The 23,955-nt window shown below is 49.6% G+C and carries 19 protein-coding genes; 12 read left to right on the top strand and 7 right to left on the bottom strand.

Annotated elements, in window-relative coordinates:
• Positions 1-5 precede the first annotated feature (5 nt).
• The 5 genes from Q8K39_RS02015 to cls all read left to right on the top strand — a co-directional run bounded on the left by Q8K39_RS02015 (position 6) and on the right by cls (position 3,428).
• The gene (locus tag Q8K39_RS02015; protein WP_305258097.1) at positions 6-302 is read left to right on the top strand and encodes a hypothetical protein; all 297 of its coding nucleotides are present in this window, start codon (positions 6-8) and stop codon (positions 300-302) included.
• A gap of 92 nt (positions 303-394) precedes the next feature.
• A complete protein-coding gene (locus Q8K39_RS02010) occupies positions 395-547 on the top strand; it encodes a DUF3309 family protein (RefSeq protein WP_186957034.1) in 153 nt (50 codons plus the stop codon).
• Between the two features lie 32 nt (positions 548-579).
• Complete coding sequence (locus Q8K39_RS02005; protein WP_186957033.1) at positions 580-906, top strand: hypothetical protein; 327 nt, start codon at positions 580-582, stop codon at positions 904-906.
• A gap of 19 nt (positions 907-925) precedes the next feature.
• Complete coding sequence (locus Q8K39_RS02000; RefSeq protein WP_305258096.1) at positions 926-1,981, top strand: NAD(P)-dependent alcohol dehydrogenase; 1,056 nt, start codon at positions 926-928, stop codon at positions 1,979-1,981.
• Positions 1,982-2,054: 73 nt separating this feature from the next.
• The gene (gene cls, locus Q8K39_RS01995) at positions 2,055-3,428 is read left to right on the top strand and encodes a cardiolipin synthase (RefSeq protein ID WP_305258095.1); all 1,374 of its coding nucleotides are present in this window, start codon (positions 2,055-2,057) and stop codon (positions 3,426-3,428) included.
• 34 nt (positions 3,429-3,462) lie between these two features.
• Here cls and Q8K39_RS01990 read toward each other — a convergent pair whose 3' ends face one another.
• The 4 genes from Q8K39_RS01990 to Q8K39_RS01975 all read right to left on the bottom strand — a co-directional run bounded on the left by Q8K39_RS01990 (position 3,463) and on the right by Q8K39_RS01975 (position 5,788).
• Positions 3,463-3,654: a hypothetical protein gene (locus Q8K39_RS01990; protein WP_186957031.1), complete on the bottom strand. Its 192-nt coding sequence runs from the start codon at positions 3,652-3,654 to the stop codon at positions 3,463-3,465.
• A 99-nt stretch (positions 3,655-3,753) separates the two neighbouring features.
• Positions 3,754-4,329 carry a BON domain-containing protein gene (locus Q8K39_RS01985; protein WP_186957030.1) on the bottom strand — a complete coding sequence of 192 codons (576 nt, stop codon included), beginning with the start codon at positions 4,327-4,329 and terminating at the stop codon, positions 3,754-3,756.
• Between the two features lie 34 nt (positions 4,330-4,363).
• Entirely contained in the window at positions 4,364-5,296 is a 933-nt protein-coding gene (locus Q8K39_RS01980; RefSeq protein ID WP_305258094.1) for an OmpA family protein, read from the bottom strand.
• Between the two features lie 102 nt (positions 5,297-5,398).
• The gene (locus Q8K39_RS01975) at positions 5,399-5,788 is read right to left on the bottom strand and encodes a DUF4398 domain-containing protein (RefSeq protein WP_305258093.1); all 390 of its coding nucleotides are present in this window, start codon (positions 5,786-5,788) and stop codon (positions 5,399-5,401) included.
• A 333-nt stretch (positions 5,789-6,121) separates the two neighbouring features.
• Between Q8K39_RS01975 and Q8K39_RS01970 the strand changes: the two genes are divergently transcribed.
• The gene (locus Q8K39_RS01970) at positions 6,122-14,887 is read left to right on the top strand and encodes a GH36-type glycosyl hydrolase domain-containing protein (protein WP_370868540.1); all 8,766 of its coding nucleotides are present in this window, start codon (positions 6,122-6,124) and stop codon (positions 14,885-14,887) included.
• A gap of 97 nt (positions 14,888-14,984) precedes the next feature.
• On the opposite strand, the gene Q8K39_RS01965 is transcribed toward Q8K39_RS01970, so the two are convergent.
• The gene (locus tag Q8K39_RS01965) at positions 14,985-15,791 is read right to left on the bottom strand and encodes a beta/gamma crystallin-related protein (RefSeq protein ID WP_305258092.1); all 807 of its coding nucleotides are present in this window, start codon (positions 15,789-15,791) and stop codon (positions 14,985-14,987) included.
• Between the two features lie 337 nt (positions 15,792-16,128).
• Between Q8K39_RS01965 and Q8K39_RS01960 the strand changes: the two genes are divergently transcribed.
• The 4 genes from Q8K39_RS01960 to Q8K39_RS01945 all read left to right on the top strand — a co-directional run bounded on the left by Q8K39_RS01960 (position 16,129) and on the right by Q8K39_RS01945 (position 20,386).
• Entirely contained in the window at positions 16,129-16,443 is a 315-nt protein-coding gene (locus tag Q8K39_RS01960) for a four-helix bundle copper-binding protein (protein WP_305258091.1), read from the top strand.
• Between the two features lie 147 nt (positions 16,444-16,590).
• On the top strand, positions 16,591-18,165 hold the full coding sequence (locus Q8K39_RS01955) for an oleate hydratase (RefSeq protein ID WP_370868539.1): 1,575 nt from the start codon (positions 16,591-16,593) through the stop codon (positions 18,163-18,165).
• A 738-nt stretch (positions 18,166-18,903) separates the two neighbouring features.
• Positions 18,904-19,956 (top strand): sensor domain-containing diguanylate cyclase, encoded by a 1,053-nt coding sequence (locus Q8K39_RS01950; RefSeq protein WP_305258089.1) that lies wholly within the window; start codon positions 18,904-18,906, stop codon positions 19,954-19,956.
• 172 nt (positions 19,957-20,128) lie between these two features.
• Positions 20,129-20,386 (top strand): hypothetical protein, encoded by a 258-nt coding sequence (locus Q8K39_RS01945; RefSeq protein ID WP_186957024.1) that lies wholly within the window; start codon positions 20,129-20,131, stop codon positions 20,384-20,386.
• A 100-nt stretch (positions 20,387-20,486) separates the two neighbouring features.
• Here Q8K39_RS01945 and Q8K39_RS01940 read toward each other — a convergent pair whose 3' ends face one another.
• Positions 20,487-20,990 carry a PTS sugar transporter subunit IIA gene (locus Q8K39_RS01940; RefSeq protein WP_305258088.1) on the bottom strand — a complete coding sequence of 168 codons (504 nt, stop codon included), beginning with the start codon at positions 20,988-20,990 and terminating at the stop codon, positions 20,487-20,489.
• A 332-nt stretch (positions 20,991-21,322) separates the two neighbouring features.
• Here Q8K39_RS01940 and Q8K39_RS01935 point away from each other — a divergent pair, with 332 nt between their 5' ends.
• Both Q8K39_RS01935 and Q8K39_RS01930 read left to right on the top strand, forming a co-directional pair.
• Positions 21,323-21,520 carry a hypothetical protein gene (locus tag Q8K39_RS01935; RefSeq protein WP_305258087.1) on the top strand — a complete coding sequence of 66 codons (198 nt, stop codon included), beginning with the start codon at positions 21,323-21,325 and terminating at the stop codon, positions 21,518-21,520.
• Between the two features lie 231 nt (positions 21,521-21,751).
• Positions 21,752-22,384: a transglycosylase SLT domain-containing protein gene (locus tag Q8K39_RS01930; RefSeq protein WP_305258086.1), complete on the top strand. Its 633-nt coding sequence runs from the start codon at positions 21,752-21,754 to the stop codon at positions 22,382-22,384.
• Positions 22,385-22,770: 386 nt separating this feature from the next.
• Here the strand turns inward: Q8K39_RS01930 and pstS are convergent, their stop codons facing one another.
• Entirely contained in the window at positions 22,771-23,943 is a 1,173-nt protein-coding gene (gene pstS, locus Q8K39_RS01925; RefSeq protein WP_305258085.1) for a phosphate ABC transporter substrate-binding protein PstS, read from the bottom strand.
• Between the last annotated feature and the right edge of the window lie 12 nt (positions 23,944-23,955).

Below are 23,955 nucleotides of genomic sequence, written 5' to 3'. Positions count from 1 at the left end.
AAACCATGATGGCCAAACGCGAGGCTTATATAGCCAGTATCAAAGCTCAGCTGGATGAATTAAATATCAGCATGACAGTGATGGAAGCAAAAGTTGCAGCTTCAAAAGAAGCGATGAAAGAGCAATATGCCAAAGAAATACAAAAACTCCATGTGCAATCGCAGCAAGTGCGCGACAAGCTCGATGAAATCAAGTCGGCCAGCGAAAGCAACTGGGAAAGCATGATCAACACGACGGAAAAAGTGCGCGATGCTTTTGTCAACTCTTGCCACTATTTCAAAGCGCAATTAAAGGAAGATTGACATCCTTTCGCAAGCTGCAATCCGGACCAGAAACATCCATCAAGCTGATAAATACCTGCAGCCTTGCTTAAACTGACTTTATAGGCCACACCATGAGCACCATCTTACTCGTCATACTTATCCTGGTCCTGATTGGACTCTTTCCCTCGTGGCCGCATAGCCGCTCCTGGGGTTACGGCCCTAGCGGGGTTACCGGCCTCATTGTGATTATCCTTATCATTCTTTTGCTGACTGGTCGTTTGTAAAGCACTACGCATTTTCACTTTTTGGAGTTATCATGAAAACGACTAAACAAAGGTTGATAGCAGGAATTTTCTGTGCATTGTTCAGTAGTGGAGTCTTGAGCCCGGCGCTCGCTGCTGATGTAGACCCAACTACCATTGCTCAGCGCGGCGACCCTGAACGCTGGTATCAGGAAGAAACTACGCCCATGGCCTACTTCAAGACCTTAAAAAAGGAAGCGGAAGCCGTGCATCAGTTATCCGTAGTGGCCTGCAAACAAATGGATCGTACGCAACAAAATCAATGTCTGCGTGAAGCCAGAAATACAATGCAGCAAGATATGGCTGACGCCTACAGAAAGTCTGGTATCCGTCCACGTTAATGTCAGAAGAGGAAAAGCAATGTCTACCATGAAAGCCGCCGTCTACCTACGTCCAGGAAAAATTGCGATAGAAGAAAAACCCATCCCGGTTCCAGGGCCGGGTGAGGCGCTCATCAAAATTACCACGACGACGATTTGCGGCACAGATGTCCATATCCTCAAAGGCGAGTATCCAGTCAAACCAGGTTTGACCATAGGGCATGAACCAGTAGGCGTGATCGCCGCACTGGGGGCCGGGGTGAGCGGGTATGAAATTGGCCAGCGCGTTATCGTCGGCGCCATATCGCCTTGTGGACAATGCTATTCCTGCCTGGATGGACAGCATTCGCAATGCGGTGGCAAGCCAGCTGGTGGCTGGCGCTTTGGTAATACGATTGATGGCTGCCAGGCAGAGTACCTGTTGGTACCGTATGCCATGAGCAATCTGGAAGAAATACCTGACGGCCTTACAGATGAACAGGTCTTGATGTGCCCGGACATCATGAGCACAGGATTTGGCGGCGCTGAAAATGGTGATATCAAGATAGGAGATACCGTCGTCATCTTTGCCCAGGGACCAATCGGTTTGTGTGCAACTGCTGGTGCCAAACTACGCGGTGCCAGCCTGATTATTGCGGTGGATAGCGTGGCCAGTCGTTTGGAAATGGCAAGGGCATTAGGCGCAGACGTCACGATCGACTATACAACAACAGATCCCATGACAGAAATCATGCGCCTGACCCATGGTCGCGGCGTCGATGTGGCGATTGAAGCGCTGGGTACGCAAGTCACCTTCGAAAGCTGTTTGCGGGCATTAAAACCAGGCGGCCGATTATCCAGCCTGGGCGTGTACTCTGGCAAGCTGAGCTTACCACTGGATGCCTTTGCAGCTGGCCTGGGAGATCACAAAATCATTACCACATTGTGTCCAGGCGGCAAGGAGCGCATGCGCCGCCTGATGAATGTCGTGAAATCAGGACGAGTAAAACTGGACGCCATGGTCACCCATCGTTTCAAGCTGGATGATATAGAACAAGCCTATGACTTGTTCGCCAATCAGCGCGACGGTGTATTAAAGGTTGCAATTACCTGCTGACCTACCTTACTCAATAACAAGGACTCATATGGCCGTTCATCATGGAATACCATCTCATTCATTGATGACTTCCATGAGCGTGGCCGCAGTCGTCCTGCTCAATGGCTGCAGCTCACTGCCTGACATCAATTACCTCGAACCATCCCTTGATCAACCGCAAAAAACGGTGTTGGAAAAACCTACCATCAATAATGCCAAGGGTGAGTTGGCCATGTCAAAAGCCCAGGCTTTGATGCGGCAACGCTGGAAGAATTCAAGCACCGGCCTGGCGAATATGCAAGCCCTTGCGGCGCTGGAAGAAGCGGTCACTGGCAGCCCGCTGATTGCGGGAAATCAGGTAACTTTGTTATTCGATGGTCCGCAAACCATGGCGGCCATGATGGCTGCCATCAGACAGGCAAAAGACCACATCAATCTGGAAACCTATATCTTTGATCAGGATGAGCTGGGCATGGAATTCGCCAGGCTGCTCATGGAAAAACAACAGGCTGGCGTAGCCGTCAACATTATCTATGACAGTGTGGGCACTATAGGTACGCCACAAAGTTTTTTCGATAATATGAAAGCAGCAGGTATTCAGTTACTGGCCTTCAATCCCATCAACCCTGCCAGATTGCAAGGCCCATGGTCACCAAACCGGCGTGATCACAGAAAGATACTCATCGTCGATGGAGAAATTGCTTTTACTGGCGGTGTCAATATCAGCGCCAGCTATGCTAATAGCTCGCTATTCCGTTCCAAATCAAAAAAGCAGGGCAAAGTTGGCTGGCGTGACACGCATATCCAGATCACAGGCCCAGCTGTGGCGGCATTGCAAGGGGTTTTTCTTGATACCTGGTTGAACGCCGGTCACCAGCCACCAGCGGGCACACTGTATTTCCCAGTGCTGAAAGACCAGGGCAATAAAATGCTACGCGTGCTGGCGAGCGAGCCTGAAGGTAATCCCGCCATTTATAAAGCTTACCTGTTGGCGATACAAGAAGCCAGAGACAGCATCCACATCACGTCTGCCTATTTCGTACCGGATGCCCAGATATTAAGAGCAATGATTGCTGCTGCCCAGCGTGGTGTAGATGTGAAGATCATCATGCCTGGCGTGACTGACAGTGGTTTGGTATTTCATGCTGGACAATCGTTTTATACTGAAATGTTGAAGGGTGGTATCAAAGTCTATGAATTGAATATCGCCGTGCTGCATGCAAAAACTGCCGTGATAGACCAGGTGTGGTCAACCGTAGGGTCCACCAATATTGATACCCGCAGTTTCTTGCACAATAGAGAAGTCAATGTGGTCGTCATTGACACCGAGTTTGCCGTGTCTATGGAAAACGCATTCAAAGAAGATTTGCGTCTCTCCACCCAGGTCACTTTGGAAACCTGGCAACAACGTCCGCAAATCAACAAACTGAAGGAATGGCTGGCCAGACGCTTTGAATATTGGTTATGAGCTTGCGATCATCATTTTCTTTCTGATCAGATGATCACTTTTTATGATCAGATTCAGGTAATTTTTCTACTATGGGCGGGGTAATATTGATTGCTACCGGATCACTAGCGGGAAAACTCTCATCCAGTGCCTCATCCAGGGTATCTTCTTTCTTTTCTATTACTTTCTTCTTTTCTTCTGGCGTGGGTTTGACTGGAACTGGTTTTTCGTTCAATGGATCACTCATGATGTATTTCCCTGACGTTTGTAGAACTCCTTTACCTTGCATTGACCTATCAAATAAGTCAAGGCAAGGAAATGAGTGCGCCACGCTTAATGGCACTATCTATTTTTTTATCTTCAGATTATTGATGACACTCTCCACCCCGGAGATGCCCTTGGCAATCTCCTGAGCATGCGTTGCCTGTACTTCACTGTCGACAAAGCCACTCAGTTGGACCTCACCTTTGCGAGTGACTACAGCAACATCCATGCTTTTCATTTGCGTGTCTGACAGCATGGCAGCCTTAACCTCTGCGGTAATGACACTGTCATCGATCTTGTTGCCGACAGTTTGCTTGCCATCTTTCAAGACTAGCTTATTGTCGACTTTTTTAACACCTTCTACAGCCATGGCTACGGTAGTGCTGCGATCAATTTGTATCTGGTTGTCAGCAAACCCACTGATCAATACTTCACCTTTGCGGGTTTCGATCTTCACGTCCATGCTCTTGACCAGTTCATCAGCCATCAAGGCCGATTTGACCTTGGTGGTGACGACTGAATCATCAATTTCCACACCGATGGTCGTGGCCGCATTTGGCCCATTGGTATCTGGCGCTTTATTACAGGCAGCCAAGGGCAACAGCAGGGATATCGATAAAGCCGGGATAATGAAATTTTTGCGACGAAGGTAGTTCATGATTTTTCCTTTCATTTATTGAAGACTGAAGTAATCAGCGCGGTAATACCTTGCCATTGACGTCAGACAAGATGATCTCTACCCGACGGTTCAACTGACGGTTCTGCGCCGTATTGTTTTCAGTGACCGGAAAGGTTTCGCCATATCCTTTGGTCTCGATGCGGTCCCGCGACACACCCATCAAGACCAGGGCACTGCGCACGGCGCCAGCACGACGTTCTGACAGGTCCTGGTTATGCGCTTGTGTGCCAGTATTGTCGGTATGTCCTTCAATCAAGACTGTCCTTTGCATATTGTTTTGCAAAACAGTTGCCAGTTTTTGTACAGTGCGCATGCCATCCGGGTTCAATTTGGATTGATCGACACCAAACAAAACATCGCCCAACGTGATGACGATGCCGCGCGTGGTAGTCTTGGCTTGCAAGTCAGCCAACTGTGCTTCCAGAGCGGCATTGCGGTTTTGCATTTCCAGTGCTCTGGCTTGTTCTTCAGCTGCTTTTCTTTGGGCATCGCCTGCCTCGCCTTGAGCTATCTGTGCTGCCAGCCTGGCCTGTTCTGCTTGTGCCTTGGCTTGATCGGCTTGCATTTTTGCCTTGTCAGCTTCATTGGTACGCTGCTCCAGACGGATCTGATCACGGGCTTTGGCGGCATCGGCAACACTGGCTTCTGCCAGTTTTTGTTTACTTAACTCTTGTGCCGTTGCGATTTTTCGTTTTGCCAGATAAGCCAGTCGATCAATTTTTTCTGAGCTTTCATTATCTTTGGCCGCATTGTTGGCATCATCCATGGCAACCCCTGCCTGCCGCATTTCCAAAGGTGCCAGGCTCAGGACATTAGGGTTATTTTGCGCTGCCTGATAGTCCATACGCGTCTGGTCCAGCAGGCTGGTGGTTTTTGGAGTCGTGCTACAGGCTGCCAACAGCATTGCTGTCAATAGTAAGGCAGGTGTAAAGATTTTCTTGATCATGATAATTCCCTGTTGTGTAGTTCAAACCTTGCCCCGTTTATGCTCAACTAGTGGCTTGACTGGTGGCTTGGCTTGTTGCTCAATTGCTGAATAGTTGATGACTTATTTGGTCGTGTTTGTGTTTGCGCGTTCCAACTCTTCGCGCAAGATGCGTATATCGTCTTGCAGAGCATTGGCTGCTTTTTCTGCCTTGGCAGAATTGGCTTTGGCTTGTGCCAGCTTGGCGTCGGCCTGCGCCTGGGTAGCCAGCTCACTGGCCAGTTTGTAGTCCTTGGCTTGCATGGCCTTGTTTGCCTGGGCCATTTTTTCGCGGGCAGCATTCATTTCTACCGGTGCAAATTCAGTGCCACCTGCCACCGCAGCATTGTCAACAGCCGCTTTGGAAACCGCGACCTCGGCGGTTGCTGGTGTTTTCATGCTGCTGCAGCCCAGCATCAGGAGCATACCCGCGCTACATACAGCAAACATGCCACTCTTCAAGTTCTTATTCATGGTTTTCTCCGGTAAATTTAAAAGCGCAATCCATGCAGACTGCGCAGTTGTTGCCTAAGCCGCCTTTATATCTTCAGCACTGGGGGGTGGTCTGTACGTTGCCGCACATTTCCAAAGAATGATCATGCCTTCGGCCATAGGGCTATGTGCGCTAACGAACGTACAAAATCATGCTGATGTTTTAGTATCAAAACACTGCCTTTCCCATAGATCACGCCATCCTGTTTACGCTCAGATGTTTGCCTCATACAGATATCCAGGAAATGCCTGGCGACGGTGGATACACCTGTTGCTCGCTGGCAAATTCCAAATTAAAAGAAAGAAGTGTGAGAATTGAATTCAGCCAAAGATATGCTGTCATCCAGCTTGCATCATATAAAGAATGCCCTGAAGTACGGTCAGTTGCGCTTGCGCACCTATGCCGCGCAAACGGCAGCAGAGTTGCCATTGCGGGCAGACTTGTACAGTGCGCTGCAAATGGAACAGCATGGGCGGATACTCGCAAATAGCCATAAACTGAGTTCTATTTTTGGGCAAGACCAGCTTTTGTCACGCCTGGCAGATAATCAAGACGTGATCATGAATGCCTGCACCTTATTGACAGAAGCCATCAAGGATGGGCGGCCAGTGACACCCGCTGCAGCCTGGTTGCTGGACAATTTTTACCTGATAGAAGAGCAGATACGCACAGCCAAACGCCACTTACCTAAAAACTACAGCAAAGAGCTGCCAAGGCTGTTGCGCGGTAGCTCTGCCGGCCGACCCAGGGTATACGACATTGCGCTGGAAACGATCTCACATGGTGACGGCAGGGTTGATCCTGAAAACCTGAGTCGTTTCATCAGCGCCTATCAACTGGTGTCAGTGTTAAAACTGGGTGAACTATGGGCCATCCCCATTATGCTGCGGCTGGCCCTTTTAGAAAACTTGCGCCGCGTCGCCACCAATCTGACGATGACCCACAATCACCGCAATCTGGCAGCCAAATGGGCAGAGGATATGGTCGAAACTGCCGAGAAAGATCCCAGCAATCTAATCTTGCTGGTGGCTGACATGTCGCGCTCACAACCGCCACTTGACAGCTCTTTCGTGGCAGAAATGCTCAGGCGCTTGCAAGGTCAGGGGCCTGCTTTGGCCCTGCCTTTGAACTGGTTGTCACAACGTCTGGCAGAGACCGGACAAACCATAGAACATCTGGTCCATCAGGATTCGCAACAACAGGCTGCGGATCAGATTTCCATCAGTAACAGCATAGGCAGCTTGCGTTTGCTGTCATCCATGGACTGGCGCGAATTCGTGGAAAACATGAGCGTCGTGGATCGCTGTCTGCGCGATGATCCTGCATGCATCTATGCGCGCATGGATTTCGCCACACGTGATCTGTACCGTCATGCAGTGGAAAAAATTGCCAAGGGCAGCAGTTTCTCAGAAGCCGATGTGGCCCACAATGCCTTGCGATTTTCCCGTGAGGCCGCCATCCAGCATGGTCAGGCTGCACGCAAGGCGCATATAGGTTATTTCCTGATAGGAAAGGGCGTCGCAGAACTGGAACGTTCAGCAGCCATGCAACATCCATTGCCGGAGGCCATCAAGCATGCAGCGCGCAATTCTGCCTTGAGCATTTATCTGGGCAGCATCAGCATCGTGAGCCTGCTGACAACGGGATTGCTCCTTAGCCAGACCAGGCACATAGTGATCAATCCATATCTACTGGCTTGTTTCATCATTGCCTGCCTGCTTGCCAGCAGCCAGTTTGCCTTGTCCATGGTGAACTGGCTGGCGACTTTTATTGCCTTGCCACGTCCTTTGCCGCGCATGGACTTTTCAACAGGGATACCGCTGGAATCCAGTACCCTGGTGGTAGTCCCCACCATGCTGTTCAACCCGCAAAATATCGACGCTCTGTGTGAAGCCATGGAAGTACGTTTCCTGGCGAATAATGATGCCAATCTGCGTTTTTGTCTGTTGACTGATTTTGCCGATGCTGAACAGGAAACTTTGCCAGGCGATGAAGAGTTATTGACGCATGTCAGCCATGCCATTCTGGCGCTGAACAAAAAATATCCACGCCCGGACGGTGACAATTTCCTGGTCATGCACAGGCCAAGGATATGGAATCCGCAAGAAAAAATCTGGATGGCCTATGAACGCAAGCGCGGCAAACTAGGCTCGTTGAATGCCTATCTGCGCGGTGCAGGCGTTGATGCATTCATGCGTATCATCGGCAATACGTCTGGCCTGGAGCATATGAAATATGTCATTACTCTGGACACTGATACTGAATTGCCACGGGATACGGCACGCAAGTTTGTTGCCACCATGGCGCATCCACTCAACCGCGCCCACTACGATGAGAAACTGCAAAGAGTGACCGAAGGTTATGGCATCCTGCAACCACGCGTAGCCGTCGGACTCCCAGCCAGCGATGCCTCGTTCTATGAGCTGCTCTGCGGCGGCGAAGCTGGTATCGACCCTTACACCCGCAGCGTGTCAGATGTCTATCAGGATGTCTTCGATGAAGGGTCCTTCATCGGCAAGGGGATCTATGATATCGATGTATTTGAACTTGCCCTGAAAAACCGCATGCCAGAAAACCGCATACTCAGTCATGACTTGCTGGAAGGCTGCTACGCCCGTGCAGGCCTGCTGAGTGATGTACAGCTGTATGAAGAGTATCCTTCCAGTTATCTGGCAGATATGCGCCGTCGTCATCGCTGGATACGTGGCGACTGGCAAATCGCCTCCTGGTTGACACCCAAAGTACCTGGTCCCCGGGATGAGGCCAGCGGGCAATCCAGTCGACGCAGCAATTCATTATCTTTGCTGTCGCGCTGGAAGCTGCTGGACAATCTGCGTCGCAGCATGGTGCCACTTGCTCTTACCGCCTTTTTACTGATCGCATGGAGCAGTTTGCCTAACGCCTGGTTTTGGTCCGCTGCAGCTATCGGGTTTTTTCTCATTCCAGCGGCCAGCGCATTCTTGTTAAATCTCAGTCAGAAGCCGGATGATGTATTTTTTCGCCAGCATCTCTTATCGCTACTGCGCTCCAGCACCCAGCATTTCATCCATGCCTCTTTGAGCCTGATTTTTTTGCCATATGAAACGTGGATCAACCTTGATGCCATACTGCGCACCCAATGGCGTATACTGATTTCGCACAGGCACTTGCTGGAATGGAATCCGTCTACGCTCAGCAATCATCAGTTCAGGAACAGCTTGTGGAATAATTTCCGCAGTATGTGGATAGCACCTGTGTTTTCCATTTTCACATTCTTATTGCTGCAATATGTGAATCCCCTCGCCTTGCAGGCAGCTTTACCCGTGTTGTTGCTTTGGACAATTTCGCCACTCGTCGCTTATCAGATGAGTCGTGCCAAACAAAGGCGCGAATCACAATTAAGTGCGACGCAAGTAGAATTTTTGCAGGCAACCGCCCGTAAAACATGGTTGTTCTTCGAAACCTACGTCGGCCAGGAAGATAACTGGTTACCGCCTGATAATGTGCAGTTCCAGCCGGTAGGCATAGTCGCACACCGGACTTCACCGACGAATATAGGCCTGTCACTGCTGGCCAATCTGGTGGCTTATGATTTTGGCTACATCCCGGCTGGGCAATTCCTGCAACGCACACAAAATACCTTCACCAGTCTGAGCAAGCTGGAACGATATCAAGATCATTTTTACAACTGGTATGACACCAAAAGTCTGCAGCCTCTGTTGCCCTTGTACGTATCAACGGTGGATAGCGGCAATCTCGCAGGTCATTTGCTGACTCTGCGGCCGGGGCTGGCTGGCTTGAATGAGGCACCTATCTGCCAGCCACGCCTGTTTTGCGGTTTGCATGATACCTATTTATTGCTACGCAGCGCTGTTGGCGCGACTGTCGCAGACAAGCTAAAAGAATTTGAAACTGATCTTGATGTGCTGTGTCTGGGCGTACCAACATCGCTGATCGTCATTCACGATTGTCTGAAACGTTTGACACATCATGCTGACACCTATCTTTCCAGCGTGACTGTGGCTGCTGACAACGCCAGCCATATCTGGGCGAGCGCACTGAGCAAGCAAGCTCACGCGCAACTGGATGAACTGCTTTACCTTGCACCATGGCTTAACCTGCCCGATCCGACCAGCTGGATACATGCGTTTCCTGAGCTTGATCGCATCCCGAGTTTGCAGGGTGTGGCAACACTGGCTTATGCGCATGTCACTCCCAGAGAAGACAGTCTCTCGCTTGATCAGGCCACACAAATAGAAAACCACAATAATGACCTGACAACATTGCTCAAAGTTGCCAGCAAACGCGCTACTGAGCGTATCCTGCAGATTGAGCAACTGGTACTGCAAACCAGCGAATTTGCCAGAATGGAATATGAATTTCTCTATGATGCCAGCACGCATTTGCTGACTATAGGTTATAACGTCAATGAGCGCAGGCGTGATAGTGCCTGTTATGACTTGCTGGCATCAGAAGCCAGGCTGGCTACCTTTGTCGCCATTGCCCAGGGTCAAATCCCGCAAGAAAGCTGGTTTGCACTGGGACGCCAGTTGACCATCGCAGGTGGCGAGCCGATGTTGCTGTCCTGGAGCGGCTCGATGTTTGAGTATCTGATGCCCTTGCTGGTCATGCCAAATTTTCAAAACACTTTGCTTGAACAGACTTACCGTTCTGTTGTACAGCGCCAGATTGAATATGGACAACAGCGTGGCGTTGCCTGGGGAATTTCAGAATCTGGCTACAACACTTTCGATGCCCATTTGAATTATCAGTACCGTGCCTTTGGTGTCCCAGGTCTGGGCTTTAAACGGGGACTGGGTGATGATCTGGTCATCGCACCATATGCGTCCATGATGGCCCTGATGATCGCACCTGAACAAGCCTGCAGCAACCTGGAACAATTATCGGCCCAGGGATTTGAAGGTTTGTATGGTTTCTTCGAGGCGATAGACTACACACCTTCACGTTTGCCACGTGGGCAGACACATGCCTTGATACGCTCTTTCATGGTCCATCATCAGGGTATGGGTTTCTTGTCACTGGCTTATCTGCTGCTCGATCAGCCCTTGCAAAAGCGCTTTGAGTCAGACCCGCTGTTCCAGGCCACCATGTCGCTATTGCATGAACGCGTGCCCAAGGCCAGTGCCGTGTATTCCAACACAACTGAACTGGCTGATATACGCAGTGCAGGCAGTGGCCAGGAAATTCCTTTACGTGTCTTGCATCATGTGAATACCCGCACACCGGAAGTGCAATTGCTATCGAATGGCCGCTATCACGTCATGATCAGCAGTGTGGGCGGCAGCTATAGCCGCTGGAATGATCTGGCCATCACCCGCTGGAATGAAGACAGTACCCGCGATCACTGGGGTACTTTCTGCTACGTACGCGATGTCGGCAATGGTCGTTACTGGTCAACTGCATTCCAGCCTTGCCTGGTGAATTCACCAACCTATGAAGTGATTTTTTCTGAAGGCAGAGCAGAATTCCGCCGCAGTGATAATAATCTCGACATGCATACCGAGATCGTGGTCTCGCCAGAAGATGACATCGAATTGCGCCGTACCCGCATCGTCAACCGCTCACGTCATCGCCGCACCATAGACTTCACCAGCTATGCAGAAGTCGTGCTGGCACCGGCAGCCGCCGATGCCATGCATCCAGCTTTCAGCAAGCTGTTTGTAGAAACAGAAATTCTGAACGAGCAGCACGCGATTTTGTGTACCCGTCGCCCGCGTTCCATCGACGAGAAAATACCCAGCATGTTCCATCTGATGGCCTTGCATGGTGCCAGCATGGAAAGCGTTACCTACGAAACCGACAGAGCCCAATTCATAGGTCGTGGCAATACCCTGGAAGATCCCGCCGCCATGCGCGTCAGCCGTTTATCTGACAGCCAGGGTTCGGTGCTCGATCCCGTCGTCGCCATACGCTATCAAATCACACTGGAACCGGAACAGGCTGCCACGCTGGATGTGGTCACCGGCGTGGCAGAAAACCGCGAACTCTGCCTGGCCTTGATCGAGAAATATCAGGACAAGCACCTGGCCGACCGTGTTATCGAGCTTTCCTGGACACATAGCCAGGTAGTATTGCGCCAGTTGAATATCAGTGAAGCCGATGCCCAGTTATATGGGCGCCTGGCAAATTCCGTCATTTACATGAATCCGCTTTTGCGTGCAGATACCAGCGTGCTGAGCCGCAATCACCGGGGACAATCAGGCTTGTGGGGTTACGCCATATCCGGTGATTTGCCCATCGTGCTACTGCAAATCAATCATCAAGACCATATCGAGTTGGTCAGGCAACTGGTGCAGGCGCATGCCTATTGGCGTTCCAAAGGTCTGGCGGTGGATCTGGTGATCTGGAATGAAGATCATGCCAATTACCGCCAAGCGCTGCAGGAGCAAATCATAGGCATGATTTCATCGGTCATCGGCACCCATGCGATAGAACGGCCCGGCGGCATTTTCGTCAGGCTGGCGGAGCAAATTTCACCGGAAGATAAAATCCTGTTCCAGGCAGTAGCCAGGGTGATACTGAATGATCACCGTGGCAGCTTGCTGGAGCAATTGAACCGGCGCGACCTGGTGGAGTTGCGCGCACCCAAGCTGCTGCCATCAAAGCAGATCTATCAACAAACTGGCTATCAATCACTGAGCAACAACAAGCCGAGCCTCCCGCCTGAAAAACTGCAGAACTTCAACGGCATAGGCGGTTTTTCTGAAGATGGCCGCGAGTATGTCATCACCACCAGGGAAGGACAAACGACCCCTGCCCCATGGGTTAACGTATTGGCCAATCCTCATTTTGGCAGTGTAATTTCTGAAAGTGGGCAAGCCTATACCTGGGCTGAAAATGCCCATGAATTCCGCTTGACACCGTGGAATAATGATCCTGTCTGCGACAGTAGCGGTGAAGCATTTTATATACGCGATGAAGACACAGGCGCCTATTGGTCACCCACCGCCCTGCCCTGTCGTGGCAGTGGAGACTATGTCACCCGTCACGGTTTTGGCTATAGTGTATTCACCCACCAGGAACAAGGCATACGTACGGAGTTGACGGTGTTTGTCAGTATCGACACGGCAGCCAAGTATTCAATACTGCGTGTCATCAACGAATCAGATGAGCAAAGAAAATTGTCGGCCACTGGTTATGTGGAATGGGTGCTGGGTGATCTGCGGCCAAAATCCCTGATGCACATCGCCACTGAAGTCGACCCTGCTAGTGGCTGTCTGTTAGCACGCAATCCCTACAATACCGAATTCCCGGCTCGCAGGGCCTTTTTTGATCTGGATGGTGGCAACCGCAGTGTCAGTGGCGACCGCAATGAATTCATCGGTCGCAACGGCAGCCTGCGCAGTCCGGCTGCACTGGACAGACAGCGCCTGTCTGGTAAAACCGGTGCTGGTCTGGATCCCTGTGCAGCATTGCAACAAGAATTTGAACTCAGTCCAGGACAGGAAAAGCGACTGGTGTTTGTGCTGGGCATGGCAATCGCTGAAAACGGCAACGTTCCACAATTCATACAACAGCACCGAGGCATTGTTGCTGCCGAGCAGGCACTGACTAAGGTGCATTCATACTGGCGCAACACCTTGGATACAGTACAGGTCACGACCCCCGATCAGGATTTAAACTTGCTGGCGAATGGCTGGCTGCTATATCAAACCATTGCGTGTCGCCTGTGGGCGCGTAGCGGTTATTACCAGTCTGGTGGGGCATTTGGTTTCCGTGATCAGTTACAGGACAGTATGGCCCTGGTGCATACTGGTCAGGCGCTGGCGCGAGAACAACTACTTTTGTCTGCTACCCATCAGTTTCTGGAGGGCGACGTACAACACTGGTGGCATCCACCAGTGGGGCGTGGTGTACGCACCCATTGCTCAGATGACTATCTATGGTTACCGCTGGCGGTGGCACGCTATGTGAATAGCAGCGGAGACTTTGGTATTCTTGATGAAGAACTGCATTATCTGGAAGGGCGGGCAGTTAATCAGGAAGAAGATTCATATTACGACTTGCCTGGCAGATCAATGCAAATCGGTAGCCTGTATCAGCATTGTGTCAAAGCGATAGAACACGGTTTGCGGTTTGGTAGCCATGGTTTGCCCTTGATCGGCTCTTGTGACTGGAACGATGGTATGGACAAGGTTGGCCATCTGGGCAGGGGAGAAAGCGTCTGGCTGGCTTTCTTCCTGCATCAGGTCTTGACGAAATTTTCGACGATTGCGCTGAACCGTAACGACAAAGAGTTTTCAACACTTTGCCTGAGCCAGGCCAGCCAGTTGTCGAAAAATATTGACGCCAACGCCTGGGATGGTGCCTGGTACAGACGAGCTTATTTTGATGACGGCGGCGCACTAGGCTCGGCACAAAATGCTGAATGCCAGATAGATTCGATCTCACAAAGCTGGGCCATACTGTCCGCTGCAGCCAGCCCGCAAAGGGCAACACAGGCCATGCAATCTCTAGACAAGCGCCTGATGCGGCGTGACAAGCAGATCATACAATTGCTTGACCCTGCCTTTGATTGTTCAGGACAAAATCCCGGCTACATCCGTGGTTATGTGCCAGGCGTACGCGAGAACGGCGGACAATATACCCATGCGGCGATCTGGACTGGCATGGCATTCGCCAAAATGGGTGATGCCGCCCGCGCCTGGGAAGCATTTGACATGATCAACCCCATACATCATGGCAATTCTCCAGATACCATCGCCCGCTACAAGGTCGAGCCGTATGTCATCTGCGCGGATGTGTATGCCGTCGAACCACATACAGGGCGCGGCGGCTGGAGCTGGTATACAGGTTCGGCAGGCTGGATGTATACCTTCATGATGGAATCATTGCTGGGATTAAAACGCGAGGGCAAACATCTGAGCCTGACACCCTGCGTACCTGCAGGATGGACAAGTTTCAGTCTGCGCTACCAACATCTGAGCAGCACTTACCTGATCACGGTCAAGCTCAGGGATGTGGCTTATGGACAGAGCTTGCTGTTCATCGATGATATCGCCATGGGGAACTTATTGATACCCCTGATGGATGATCAGCGGGAGCATGTCGTGGAACTCAATTATGTGCAACTGACGTAAGTTTAAAACAGCAAGACAAGAAAAAGGCCAGATGCTGATGAGCATCTGGCCTTCCTTATTTCAATCTACTTATTTCAATCTACTTGCTTAAATCTACTCATTGCCTGGGTTCGCCATTCCTGTTCACTGCAATGGTAGATCCCGGAGGTGAACTCATCTGCACACGGTGTTCCCTGCCACGGTAGTTATAAGTCACATCCCAGTATTGCGGTGTCGTATTGGCCGTGGTCTGGCAACGGCGGACATCACGCTCATAGGTATTGCCGCCATTGCGGCCTACATTGGCACCCAGTGCCCCACCGGCGACAGCGCCACCAGCAGTTGCCAGGTCACGCCCGGTGCCGCCACCAACCTGATGGCCCAGTATGCCTCCTATCAGGGCTCCGGCAATCGCGCCGCCGACATTTGGTTCGCTGCGTTCACCCTGGCTGACTTGCTGGCGTTCTATCCAGCAACGTTCATTTGGAGGGCCAACTACTGCACGTACTGAAGTTACCTGTGCCTCATAGACACCTTCGTTCGGGCGGCGCCGATACTCATAATTGGGCCTGCTCATCGGCGCTTCCATCTCATTATCGTAACGACGCCTGCTACTGATAGGACGAACGGAAGAAACGCGGTTGTTCATACCCATACCCGAAAGAGTATCGTAACTGCCTTTACTCAAAATCATGCAACGACCACCGAAATTGGCATCATCACAGACTTCCCATCGTCCACTAGAGATCACCACGGAAGAAGCCAGATCATTAAATCCGGCATTTCGAAAATTGCTTTGCTGCGCATTGGTACTAAAGGTACGACCGCGAAAACCTTCACTCTCATAGAACACGATTTCCGCACTTGCATGAGCTACCAGCAAAAGGCTGGACACACCGAGCATGATTTTTACTTGTTGTTTCATTTTTTTCTCCAGGTTTGAAATCTGAACAAAGCCATGGCAGCTAATATGCCACCAATCAGGCTGAGTATGAGAGCCAGCACGAATCATGTATTCATAGCAAGGCACCGTCATGAGCAGCATCCACGTTTCGAAAAATGCAGTCTGTACGCTGACACACATAAAACTTCATGTTGTATGGCATTAATTTCTCAAAAAGAACTGTTCATTCCATCTCGCCTTCATACTGATGTCATGTACGTCAGCGCACATTCATTCTAGTCAATACGACGTATAAATGGGGTCTTGTTTTTATGTACATCAGGAGAACCGACATGAAACTCCCCCCCTCAATGCGAAAATGGAACAATGCCTGGCCAACTGCCTGGCTTGCCATCGCATTTGTACAGCGGCAGCTGCCCATGTCATGCATGGCGATAGTCATCACAGTGAAGTCCTGCATCTGGTAAGCCTGCTGGACTGCGCACAGATTTGCCTGGTGCATGCCGATTTCATGGCGCGTCGCTCACCACACCATAGCCACCTGGCAAGGGAATGTGCGGAAATTTGCCTGTCTTGTGCCTCCTTCTGTGAAGCTCACAGCGATGCAGACGGCATGATGACGGAATGCGCAAAAGCCTGCCGGACATGCGCGGACAGTTGCACCGGGATGTGATACCCCGCTTTCTGCAGACCATGGCACTTACCCATCTGTTTGCAAAAAATTCAAATTGTTTGTCATAGCGCAAAATGCGGCAGCGCACGCCTACCAAAATCACAATACATCACGAGCAACACAATAAACCAACATCTCAAGGAAACCATGAATAAGAACACAAAAGCCTATCTGATAGGCGCTGGCATAGGCTCGCTGGCGGCTGCCGCTTTTATGATACGTGACGGAAAAATCAAGGGCGACAACATCAGCATACTTGAGGCAAACTCCCTCATTGGTGGCAGCCTGGATGGCGCGGGTAATCCAGAAAAAGGCTATTCATTGCGCGGTGGACGTATGCTCACCACCGACAATTATGAATGCACCTGGGATTTATACAAATCCATCCCTTCCCTGCACAACCCAGGAAAATCGGTATTTGAAGAGACGATAGATTTCAATGAACTTCACAAGTCCAATTCCAAAGCCAGGCTGGTTGATAAACGTCGAGCCAAAGTGCCGGTATCGTCCATGGGTTTCTCCATGCAAGACCGTATGGAACTGCTGAAACTGAGTCAGGCAGATGAAGCAGAAATGGGCAATAGTACGATTACCGACTGGCTCTCACCTGCATTTTTTGAGACTGAGTTCTGGTATATGTGGGCCACCACGTTTGCTTTCCAGCCATGGCATAGTGCGGTCGAATTCAAACGCTACCTGCACAGATTCATGATGGAATTCTCGCGCATAGAAACCCTGGCAGGCGTCAAACGCACCATCTACAATCAGTATGATTCACTGGTATTGCCTCTGCAAACCTGGCTGAAACAAAATGGGGTGCAGTTCATCATGGATTGTCAGGTACAAAGACTGACACACACTGAGCGTGATGGGCAGTTCATGATCACTAACCTGCATTGCCTGCGTGGTGGTGCAGAGGAAGTGATCACCATCAACGACGGCGACCTGGTCTTCTTGCAAAATGCGTCCATGACCGATGCATCCAGTTTGGGATCAATGAGCAGCGCCCCAGAAAAACGCAACAAGCTGGACACTGGCGGCTGGAAATTGTGGGAACAGCTTGCTGCCGACAGGCCAGATATTATGGGTAAGCCCGAGGCTTTCAATAGCTGCATTGCACAGTCATACTGGGCTTCATTCACTGTCACGCTAAAAGACCCACGCTTCTTTAATCTGATGCAGAAATTCAGTGGCAATGAAGCCGGCACCGGCGGCCTGGTTACCTTCAAGGATTCCAACTGGTTGATGTCCATCGTGCTGGCACATCAGCCACACTTTATCAATCAGCCAGCCGATGTCCAGGTATTCTGGGGTTATGCGCTCTTTCCTGACCGTATCGGTAATTATGTTGCCAAGCCCATGAGTGAATGCAGTGGTACCGAAATCCTCGAAGAATTGCTGGGTCATTTGCGCTTCGATACAGAAGTATTTGCAAACGCCAATTGCATACCCTGCCGGATGCCCTACATCACCAGCATGTTCATGCCACGCTCAGTTGGGGACCGCCCTTTGCCCGTACCACCAGGCACAAAAAACTTTGCCTTCATCAGTCAATTTGTTGAAGTAGCGGATGATGTCGTCTTCACGGTTGAGTACTCAGTCCGCGCAGCCCAGATGGCCGTCTACCAGTTATTGGGCATCGACAGGCAAGTACCACCAATAACCGCCCACGACAAGATCCTGGGTACGAAAATCGACGCTCTGATCAAAGCGTTTAAATAAATTCGTGCTTGCAATGCAGCCCTCCACACGAAGTGCTGGCTGCATTGCGAAAGATTTTTATGCTTTGAGTCGGTGTAGAAAAAATAGAGTTGCAACATAGCCAAAAAGAAGTATTTGCAAAAGAACACTTTCTCTATTTAGCACTTTTGATCCTACTTAAGCAAGCCCCAAACATTTTGGCCTATGCTTCATCTGTCGCTATCGAATACAGGTGAAAAAACTCGTTCCCTGTTTTATGTAATCAGGGAAGCTGGCATCCTGAATTATCAAAACTCTCTTTATAAATCGAAGTAAGTGCCACCAAGTCGATGCGGGATGCAGTGCAAACGCAGGTACGGAACTGCGCAAAATGGAACAACCGACCCCATGACAGCAGACCAAATTAACAATAACTTACACTTCATATTTGTGTTTTTCAGATCAAGAGGGAGATTGCTCTGAAAACCGAATTGATGATCAATAAGATATCAAAATTCACATTCATCAATAACACACGGTCGGTCTGACTGCCGTGAACTTATTGAAATGAGCCAATACATTTTTTTTAGTACTGCTGATTGCTCAGACCTGTCAACGCCCACGGTGTCTGTCATTGCGCTGATCATGGCGAACTTGCTATTGCAGTCAACTGTACACTAGGCTATAAATCTGAAAGGAGCTAGAAATAACGCATGAAAGAAATATCCGTGCGATCTTGAAAATGGGTATCAGAAACCATTGATACTTTAAGAGGAGAGAATGACCATGGTTCAGGTTGAACGTCATCAAATAGACGAATCCTCTTTGCGCGAACTGGTAGAAACCTTGCGCTTTCGCGCTGAGAGTCTGGAATCGCTGGATAAGCTGGTGTCTTCGCTCAAACAGGAGGCCGAACACCATCATCGCCTGGCGGACTCTTTAAAGCACGGTTTGGAGCTGGTACAGCAAATCGTTGAAGAGCGCGAGGCCTTCTTCAGTCTGTCACTGGACATGCTGTGCATTGCCACTACCAGCGGATATTTTCATAAGGTCAACCGTGCGTTCGAACGTACCCTTGGATATACACAAGAAGAATTATTATCACGCAGTTTTCTTGAACTAGTACACCCGGAAGATCTTGAAAAAACACAACATGAAGTAGAAAAGCTGCGTTTGGGTATAGACACCATCAGTTTTGATAATCGCTACCAGCATAAAAATGGTGACTATCGCTGGTTGAACTGGACTACCCCTGCACCGATACCTGGTTCTCATTTTTTGTATGCTGTTGCGCGTGATGTTACCGAACAGCGCCAACGCGATGAACGTACACTGTATCTCGCTTCTCACGATGACTTGACCGGGCTGGCAAATCGCTGGCGTTTTAACGAAGAACTGAAAGCCAGTTTCGCCAGGTTAAAACGTCATTCGAATAGACAGTTCGCAGTACTGGTACTTGATCTCGATCAGTTCAAACCTGTCAACGATAACTATGGTCATCAGGCAGGTGATATGGTCTTGCGTACTATAGGCGAACGTCTCAATGCAATCAAAAGAGAAACCGACGTCTTATGTCGTCTGGGCGGTGATGAATTTGCCCTGCTGGCTCCAGAAACCGATGCCCGCGAAGCCAGCATGATTGCAGAGCGTATGCGCAAGGAAATCATACGCCCCATCAGCATAGGCGACAGAGACGTGATTGTTGACGTCAGTATCGGCATCGCCTTGGCAGAAGAAAGTATCAGCGATGCAGACAGCCTTATCAAACTGGCAGATGAAGCCATGTATGACATCAAACGCAGTAAGGTAAGTGATGGGCAGCTGACGCCATAGAAAATTTCTAAACAGACAGCTAGTTTTTTTATGTTTCGCATACGTCTATCGCTGCATTTTTTACGAAATTTTTAGCTCTACACTGATACGCTTGCTCTTTCAAAAAATGGCAGTCTTGGTCAGCAAAATGATGTTGCCCAAGCCAGACGTACTCCTGAATGAGCAAGCAACCATGAAACTCCAACATATCATTTACCACTTGTCTGCGATGGTGATTGCGTACGGCATCGTACTCGTGCTGCCTATGCTATTTGATTATGTTTTTGATACTTGCACAGAAATCGCTGTTATTGTCTGGCTTAATATAGGCCTGCTGGTCATGCGAGTGCGAAAGATCCCTTTCCCTTCCCCCGACATGCACCATGTCGATGTCAAAGGAGGCTTGAAGGTACTATGGTGGGCCATCTTTTGGCCTAATTACATGCGTTAGACCCTGCGTGTTATCTCACGCGTAAAAGCTGTCAGATGCGGCCTGCCGCAACCACAGCAGAAGAAAATTTTTGCTGCGTTTTGATAAAAGATCATGGCAATCAGGTGGACGCTGGCGCGATGCTCCAGGATGCAAAGTTATCCAATACAGATGCGATATCCAGTGATTCACTGAGTCGCTTTCTGAATGGCAAATCACAGACAAAGCCGGCGACATCAGCAAGCATTTGCAAATGTTCAGACACTCTTTCACTTGGAAAAAGCAGGACAAATAGTTCTGTCACTGGCAATCCGTCAGGGCTGTCGAAATCAATTGGGGTGGCGAGGCTAACATAGGCCATCATGGGACGATGCAGCTCACTGATTTGCGCATGGGGTAATGCCACACCTTGGCCAAGCGCCGTCGATCCCAATTTTTCACGCGCGCAAAGACCTGCCAAAATCTTCCCGCGATCTAGTTGATGCTGCGTTTCCATTAGCGCAGCAATATGCATCAGCGCCTGCGTCTTGTCTTCCACGCACAAGTTCAGCAGGATGTTTTCAGGATAGAGATATCTGGAAAAAGAATTCATGTGCAAAAAAACGACGACTAACAGGCAGGGCATATTAACTAATCCCCCCTCAACTCCATAACTCGCCCATCTCGACTTGCATGCTGCTCGTGATTCTTTTATGGGCTCGAATTAAAGAAACGATACTCCATTTCACATAAAAATTTCGTAAAAATATGCAGACGCTTTTGTAAAACTTCCACTTTTCTCAAGCTTCCCCTGAGATGTTCAAGCTGGTGATTTCATACTAAAAAAGAGATAAATAATTACTTACTGTTTACGACTATCACCACGAAATTGACAGTTTTTTTACGCAAGACCCGATAGCATTGATCCTTTTGATATGTGCTTCCCCTCCCAGTTATTTTTTGATAAAGGTGATACAAATGAGCCTATTTGGAACCATGGTTGCAACCAGAAGCCATGAAGAATTTGCAGTCAGCCCTGTTCTGACTGAAGACAACAGAGATGTGGCCGACATGGAAGCATCCATGCTAGCGGCGAAGAAAAAAGCGTCACCTCAACGTGGCCCCCTGGCCACACTCGTGTCCAAGACACTGGTACGCCTTCATATCATCAATTAAAGAATCTGGGAATACTCCGTGTGCTGGATACTCTTGGAGGGTGCAGCCAACAAAAAAGAGTTTTCGAGCGCAGACATGACCAGACTGGCAGATCTGGTCAGCTTAACGTCAAACAAAATGGCACATTTACATTTTAATTTTAAGTCTATCAGTTCAGATAACCATGCGTTTACAGATAAGAAGAAAAAGACTGAATCTCTGCCGACATTGGTCCAGTTTATCTTTCTGTCAGTGTGGCTACTTAGCATTGCAGCAGTCAGCCTGCTGTACTTTACACCCCATGTGATCAACGGGTACTGGAACTCATCACCCCTTGCACAGGCAGCGAAACCGCTATTGCCAGCCCCGGAAGCGGCCTTGCCTGGCATGGAGGCGACACGGTCTGGTGCAGCGGAGAAAGTGTCGCCGCAAGAATTGTCTGTCTCAACTGGCGAGAAAACACGGCAGCGAAAATTGCTTAGTACCTGGTTGTCCCGGCGCTATCGCATTGCTGGCGATGCTGGCACTTTACTGGTCGGCGCTGCGTATGATGCGGCAAATAACTATCAAATGGCCCCCTTGCTTATACTTTCGGTCATGTGTATCAAATCCAGGCTTAATCCTTATGCAGAAAGTGAAACAGGAGCGCGCGGCCTGATCCAGGTGGCGACTAAAAACCCCGGAGCGGCAACTGGAGGACAGAAGCAGAGCAAAGACCCGCTGGATCCTGTCGACAACATCCGCCTGGGTGCAAAGTTGCTAAAGGAAGAAATTCTGGCAACAGGCTCAGTGCAAGCGGGCTTGAAAAATTATCTTGACGGCGCAGGGGAGTATGCCAAAATGCTGGTCGAACATAGCAAACTGAAAGCGATGTTAGCGCAATGAATCTTGATAGCTGGGCAGCCAGGCAATCTTGAGCTAGCGATCAAGATTGCGCCGGGCATATTGCTGAAGTCCTTCAATTGTCACAGCCGGATAGTTTTCCAAACTGCCCAGCAAAAACGCAATCGTAACATTATGGTGTCTGCCAGCGGAATTGGCGTCGTTCATCAGTGCCTCACATATCGCTCTGGCCGATAGTCAATACGATAATAGCGCTTTTCATGTCTGGGTCGACTACTGCTTTGACCAGGCCTGGCTAAAAAATATCTGGTATAAAAAAATCGAGATACATACCTACTGGAGACAGAAGCAACTGCCGAAAGTGCTTCTAAAATGAATGCACTCAGAGATGTACCTTGAAAACTCTAATGCGAGTCGCATTTCAACTCTTATTGTGGAATCCATTGCAAAGGCTTTCCACTGGCATCAGCCACAGTCATCATTTCTTTAAAGACGCGCGCTTGTATACTATCTGGAAGGCGCACCATGTCCACGGCGCGAACGAGATGGTCGCTATTCATAAAGCTCCAGGTAAAAAACTTCATGGTAGCAATAGCTTTTTCCGGATTTGCGGCAATTTTCTGGAGAATGACAAACGTGCCCATCGTGATAGGCCAGCTGTTGGCTCCTGGCCTATCAGTCAGCATTTCCTCAAAGCTACCTTGCGTTTTCCAGCCGCTATTGATCATGCTGGCCGCAAATGCATCGGCCGAGGGAGCGACAAATTTTCCGTCGCGATTTTTGAGAAGCACATAGTCCAGATTATCCTGGAGCACGTAGTTATAGTCGATGTAGCTAATCGCATAAGGTGTTTTTTTTATCGCTGCAGATATGCCACTGCTGCCTTTGGCCTGGATAAGTTCAGGGTGCCACTTGATCGTAAAATTTTTCCCATACGCACTCTGCCAATCTGTTTTTTGTTTTGACAGGTAATCTGTAAAATTGTAGGTGGTTCCGGAGCCGTCCTGGCGGACAATCACTTCAATTGCTTTCTTGGGCAGCTTGAGGTCAGGATTCAGAGTTGCAATCGCAGGATCATTCCATTGACTTATTTTGCGAGCAAAAATATCCGTGAGAATATCGCCAGTGAGTTTTAGTTTGCCTGTGGCTATGCCAGGGATGTTAACCACAGCTACAACGCCAGAAATCGCAGAGGGGAATTGAATGAGTCCATCATGTTTTAAGTCCACCAGACTTAGCGCAACATCGCTGGCACCAAAATCGACCGCCTTTGTCTTGATTTGTTTTATTCCCGTAGATGAACCGACTGCTTGATAGACGACGCTTGTTTCAGTTTTCTTGTTGTAGGCCTCAGCCCATTTCGTGTATAAAGGTGCCGCTGCGGAAGATCCCGCACCACTTATCGTCGCCGCAATGGCAGGAGAGAGATTACAGAATAGGAACAGGAAAAGAGAAAATATTCTGGCTTTGTGCATTTTTTGATTGGCAGCAAGCTCAGACATTAATTTTTTCGCGATGTGCTGTTTTTCGGCATATTCCACTGAATACTCCCGGTGTACAGAACGAAATGAGACCTCTGGCAAAAGCAATAATAAAGTCATTTTTACCTCGTT

The organism is Undibacterium sp. (genome assembly GCF_030683615.1).
Classification (GTDB): Bacteria; Pseudomonadota; Gammaproteobacteria; order Burkholderiales; family Burkholderiaceae_D; genus Undibacterium; species Undibacterium umbellatum.
Note: the sequence above shows the minus strand (reverse complement) of the source record. Positions and strands in the feature narration are given on the sequence as shown.

What these genes read in the sequence shown, in the direction of transcription:
- Q8K39_RS02015 (WP_305258097.1), top strand. Translation starts at nt 6, where the DNA reads ATGATGGCCAAACGCGAGGCTTATATAGCCAGTATCAAAGCTCAGCTG.
- Q8K39_RS02010 (WP_186957034.1), top strand. Translation starts at nt 395, where the DNA reads ATGAGCACCATCTTACTCGTCATACTTATCCTGGTCCTGATTGGACTC.
- Q8K39_RS02005 (WP_186957033.1), top strand. Translation starts at nt 580, where the DNA reads ATGAAAACGACTAAACAAAGGTTGATAGCAGGAATTTTCTGTGCATTG.
- Q8K39_RS02000 (WP_305258096.1), top strand. Translation starts at nt 926, where the DNA reads ATGTCTACCATGAAAGCCGCCGTCTACCTACGTCCAGGAAAAATTGCG.
- cls (WP_305258095.1), top strand. Translation starts at nt 2,055, where the DNA reads ATGAGCGTGGCCGCAGTCGTCCTGCTCAATGGCTGCAGCTCACTGCCT.
- Q8K39_RS01990 (WP_186957031.1), bottom strand. Translation starts at nt 3,654, where the DNA reads ATGAGTGATCCATTGAACGAAAAACCAGTTCCAGTCAAACCCACGCCA.
- Q8K39_RS01985 (WP_186957030.1), bottom strand. Translation starts at nt 4,329, where the DNA reads ATGAACTACCTTCGTCGCAAAAATTTCATTATCCCGGCTTTATCGATA.
- Q8K39_RS01980 (WP_305258094.1), bottom strand. Translation starts at nt 5,296, where the DNA reads ATGATCAAGAAAATCTTTACACCTGCCTTACTATTGACAGCAATGCTG.
- Q8K39_RS01975 (WP_305258093.1), bottom strand. Translation starts at nt 5,788, where the DNA reads ATGAATAAGAACTTGAAGAGTGGCATGTTTGCTGTATGTAGCGCGGGT.
- Q8K39_RS01965 (WP_305258092.1), bottom strand. Translation starts at nt 15,791, where the DNA reads ATGAAACAACAAGTAAAAATCATGCTCGGTGTGTCCAGCCTTTTGCTG.
- Q8K39_RS01960 (WP_305258091.1), top strand. Translation starts at nt 16,129, where the DNA reads ATGGAACAATGCCTGGCCAACTGCCTGGCTTGCCATCGCATTTGTACA.
- Q8K39_RS01955 (WP_370868539.1), top strand. Translation starts at nt 16,591, where the DNA reads ATGAATAAGAACACAAAAGCCTATCTGATAGGCGCTGGCATAGGCTCG.
- Q8K39_RS01950 (WP_305258089.1), top strand. Translation starts at nt 18,904, where the DNA reads ATGACCATGGTTCAGGTTGAACGTCATCAAATAGACGAATCCTCTTTG.
- Q8K39_RS01945 (WP_186957024.1), top strand. Translation starts at nt 20,129, where the DNA reads ATGAAACTCCAACATATCATTTACCACTTGTCTGCGATGGTGATTGCG.
- Q8K39_RS01940 (WP_305258088.1), bottom strand. Translation starts at nt 20,990, where the DNA reads ATGCCCTGCCTGTTAGTCGTCGTTTTTTTGCACATGAATTCTTTTTCC.
- Q8K39_RS01935 (WP_305258087.1), top strand. Translation starts at nt 21,323, where the DNA reads ATGAGCCTATTTGGAACCATGGTTGCAACCAGAAGCCATGAAGAATTT.
- pstS (WP_305258085.1), bottom strand. Translation starts at nt 23,943, where the DNA reads ATGACTTTATTATTGCTTTTGCCAGAGGTCTCATTTCGTTCTGTACAC.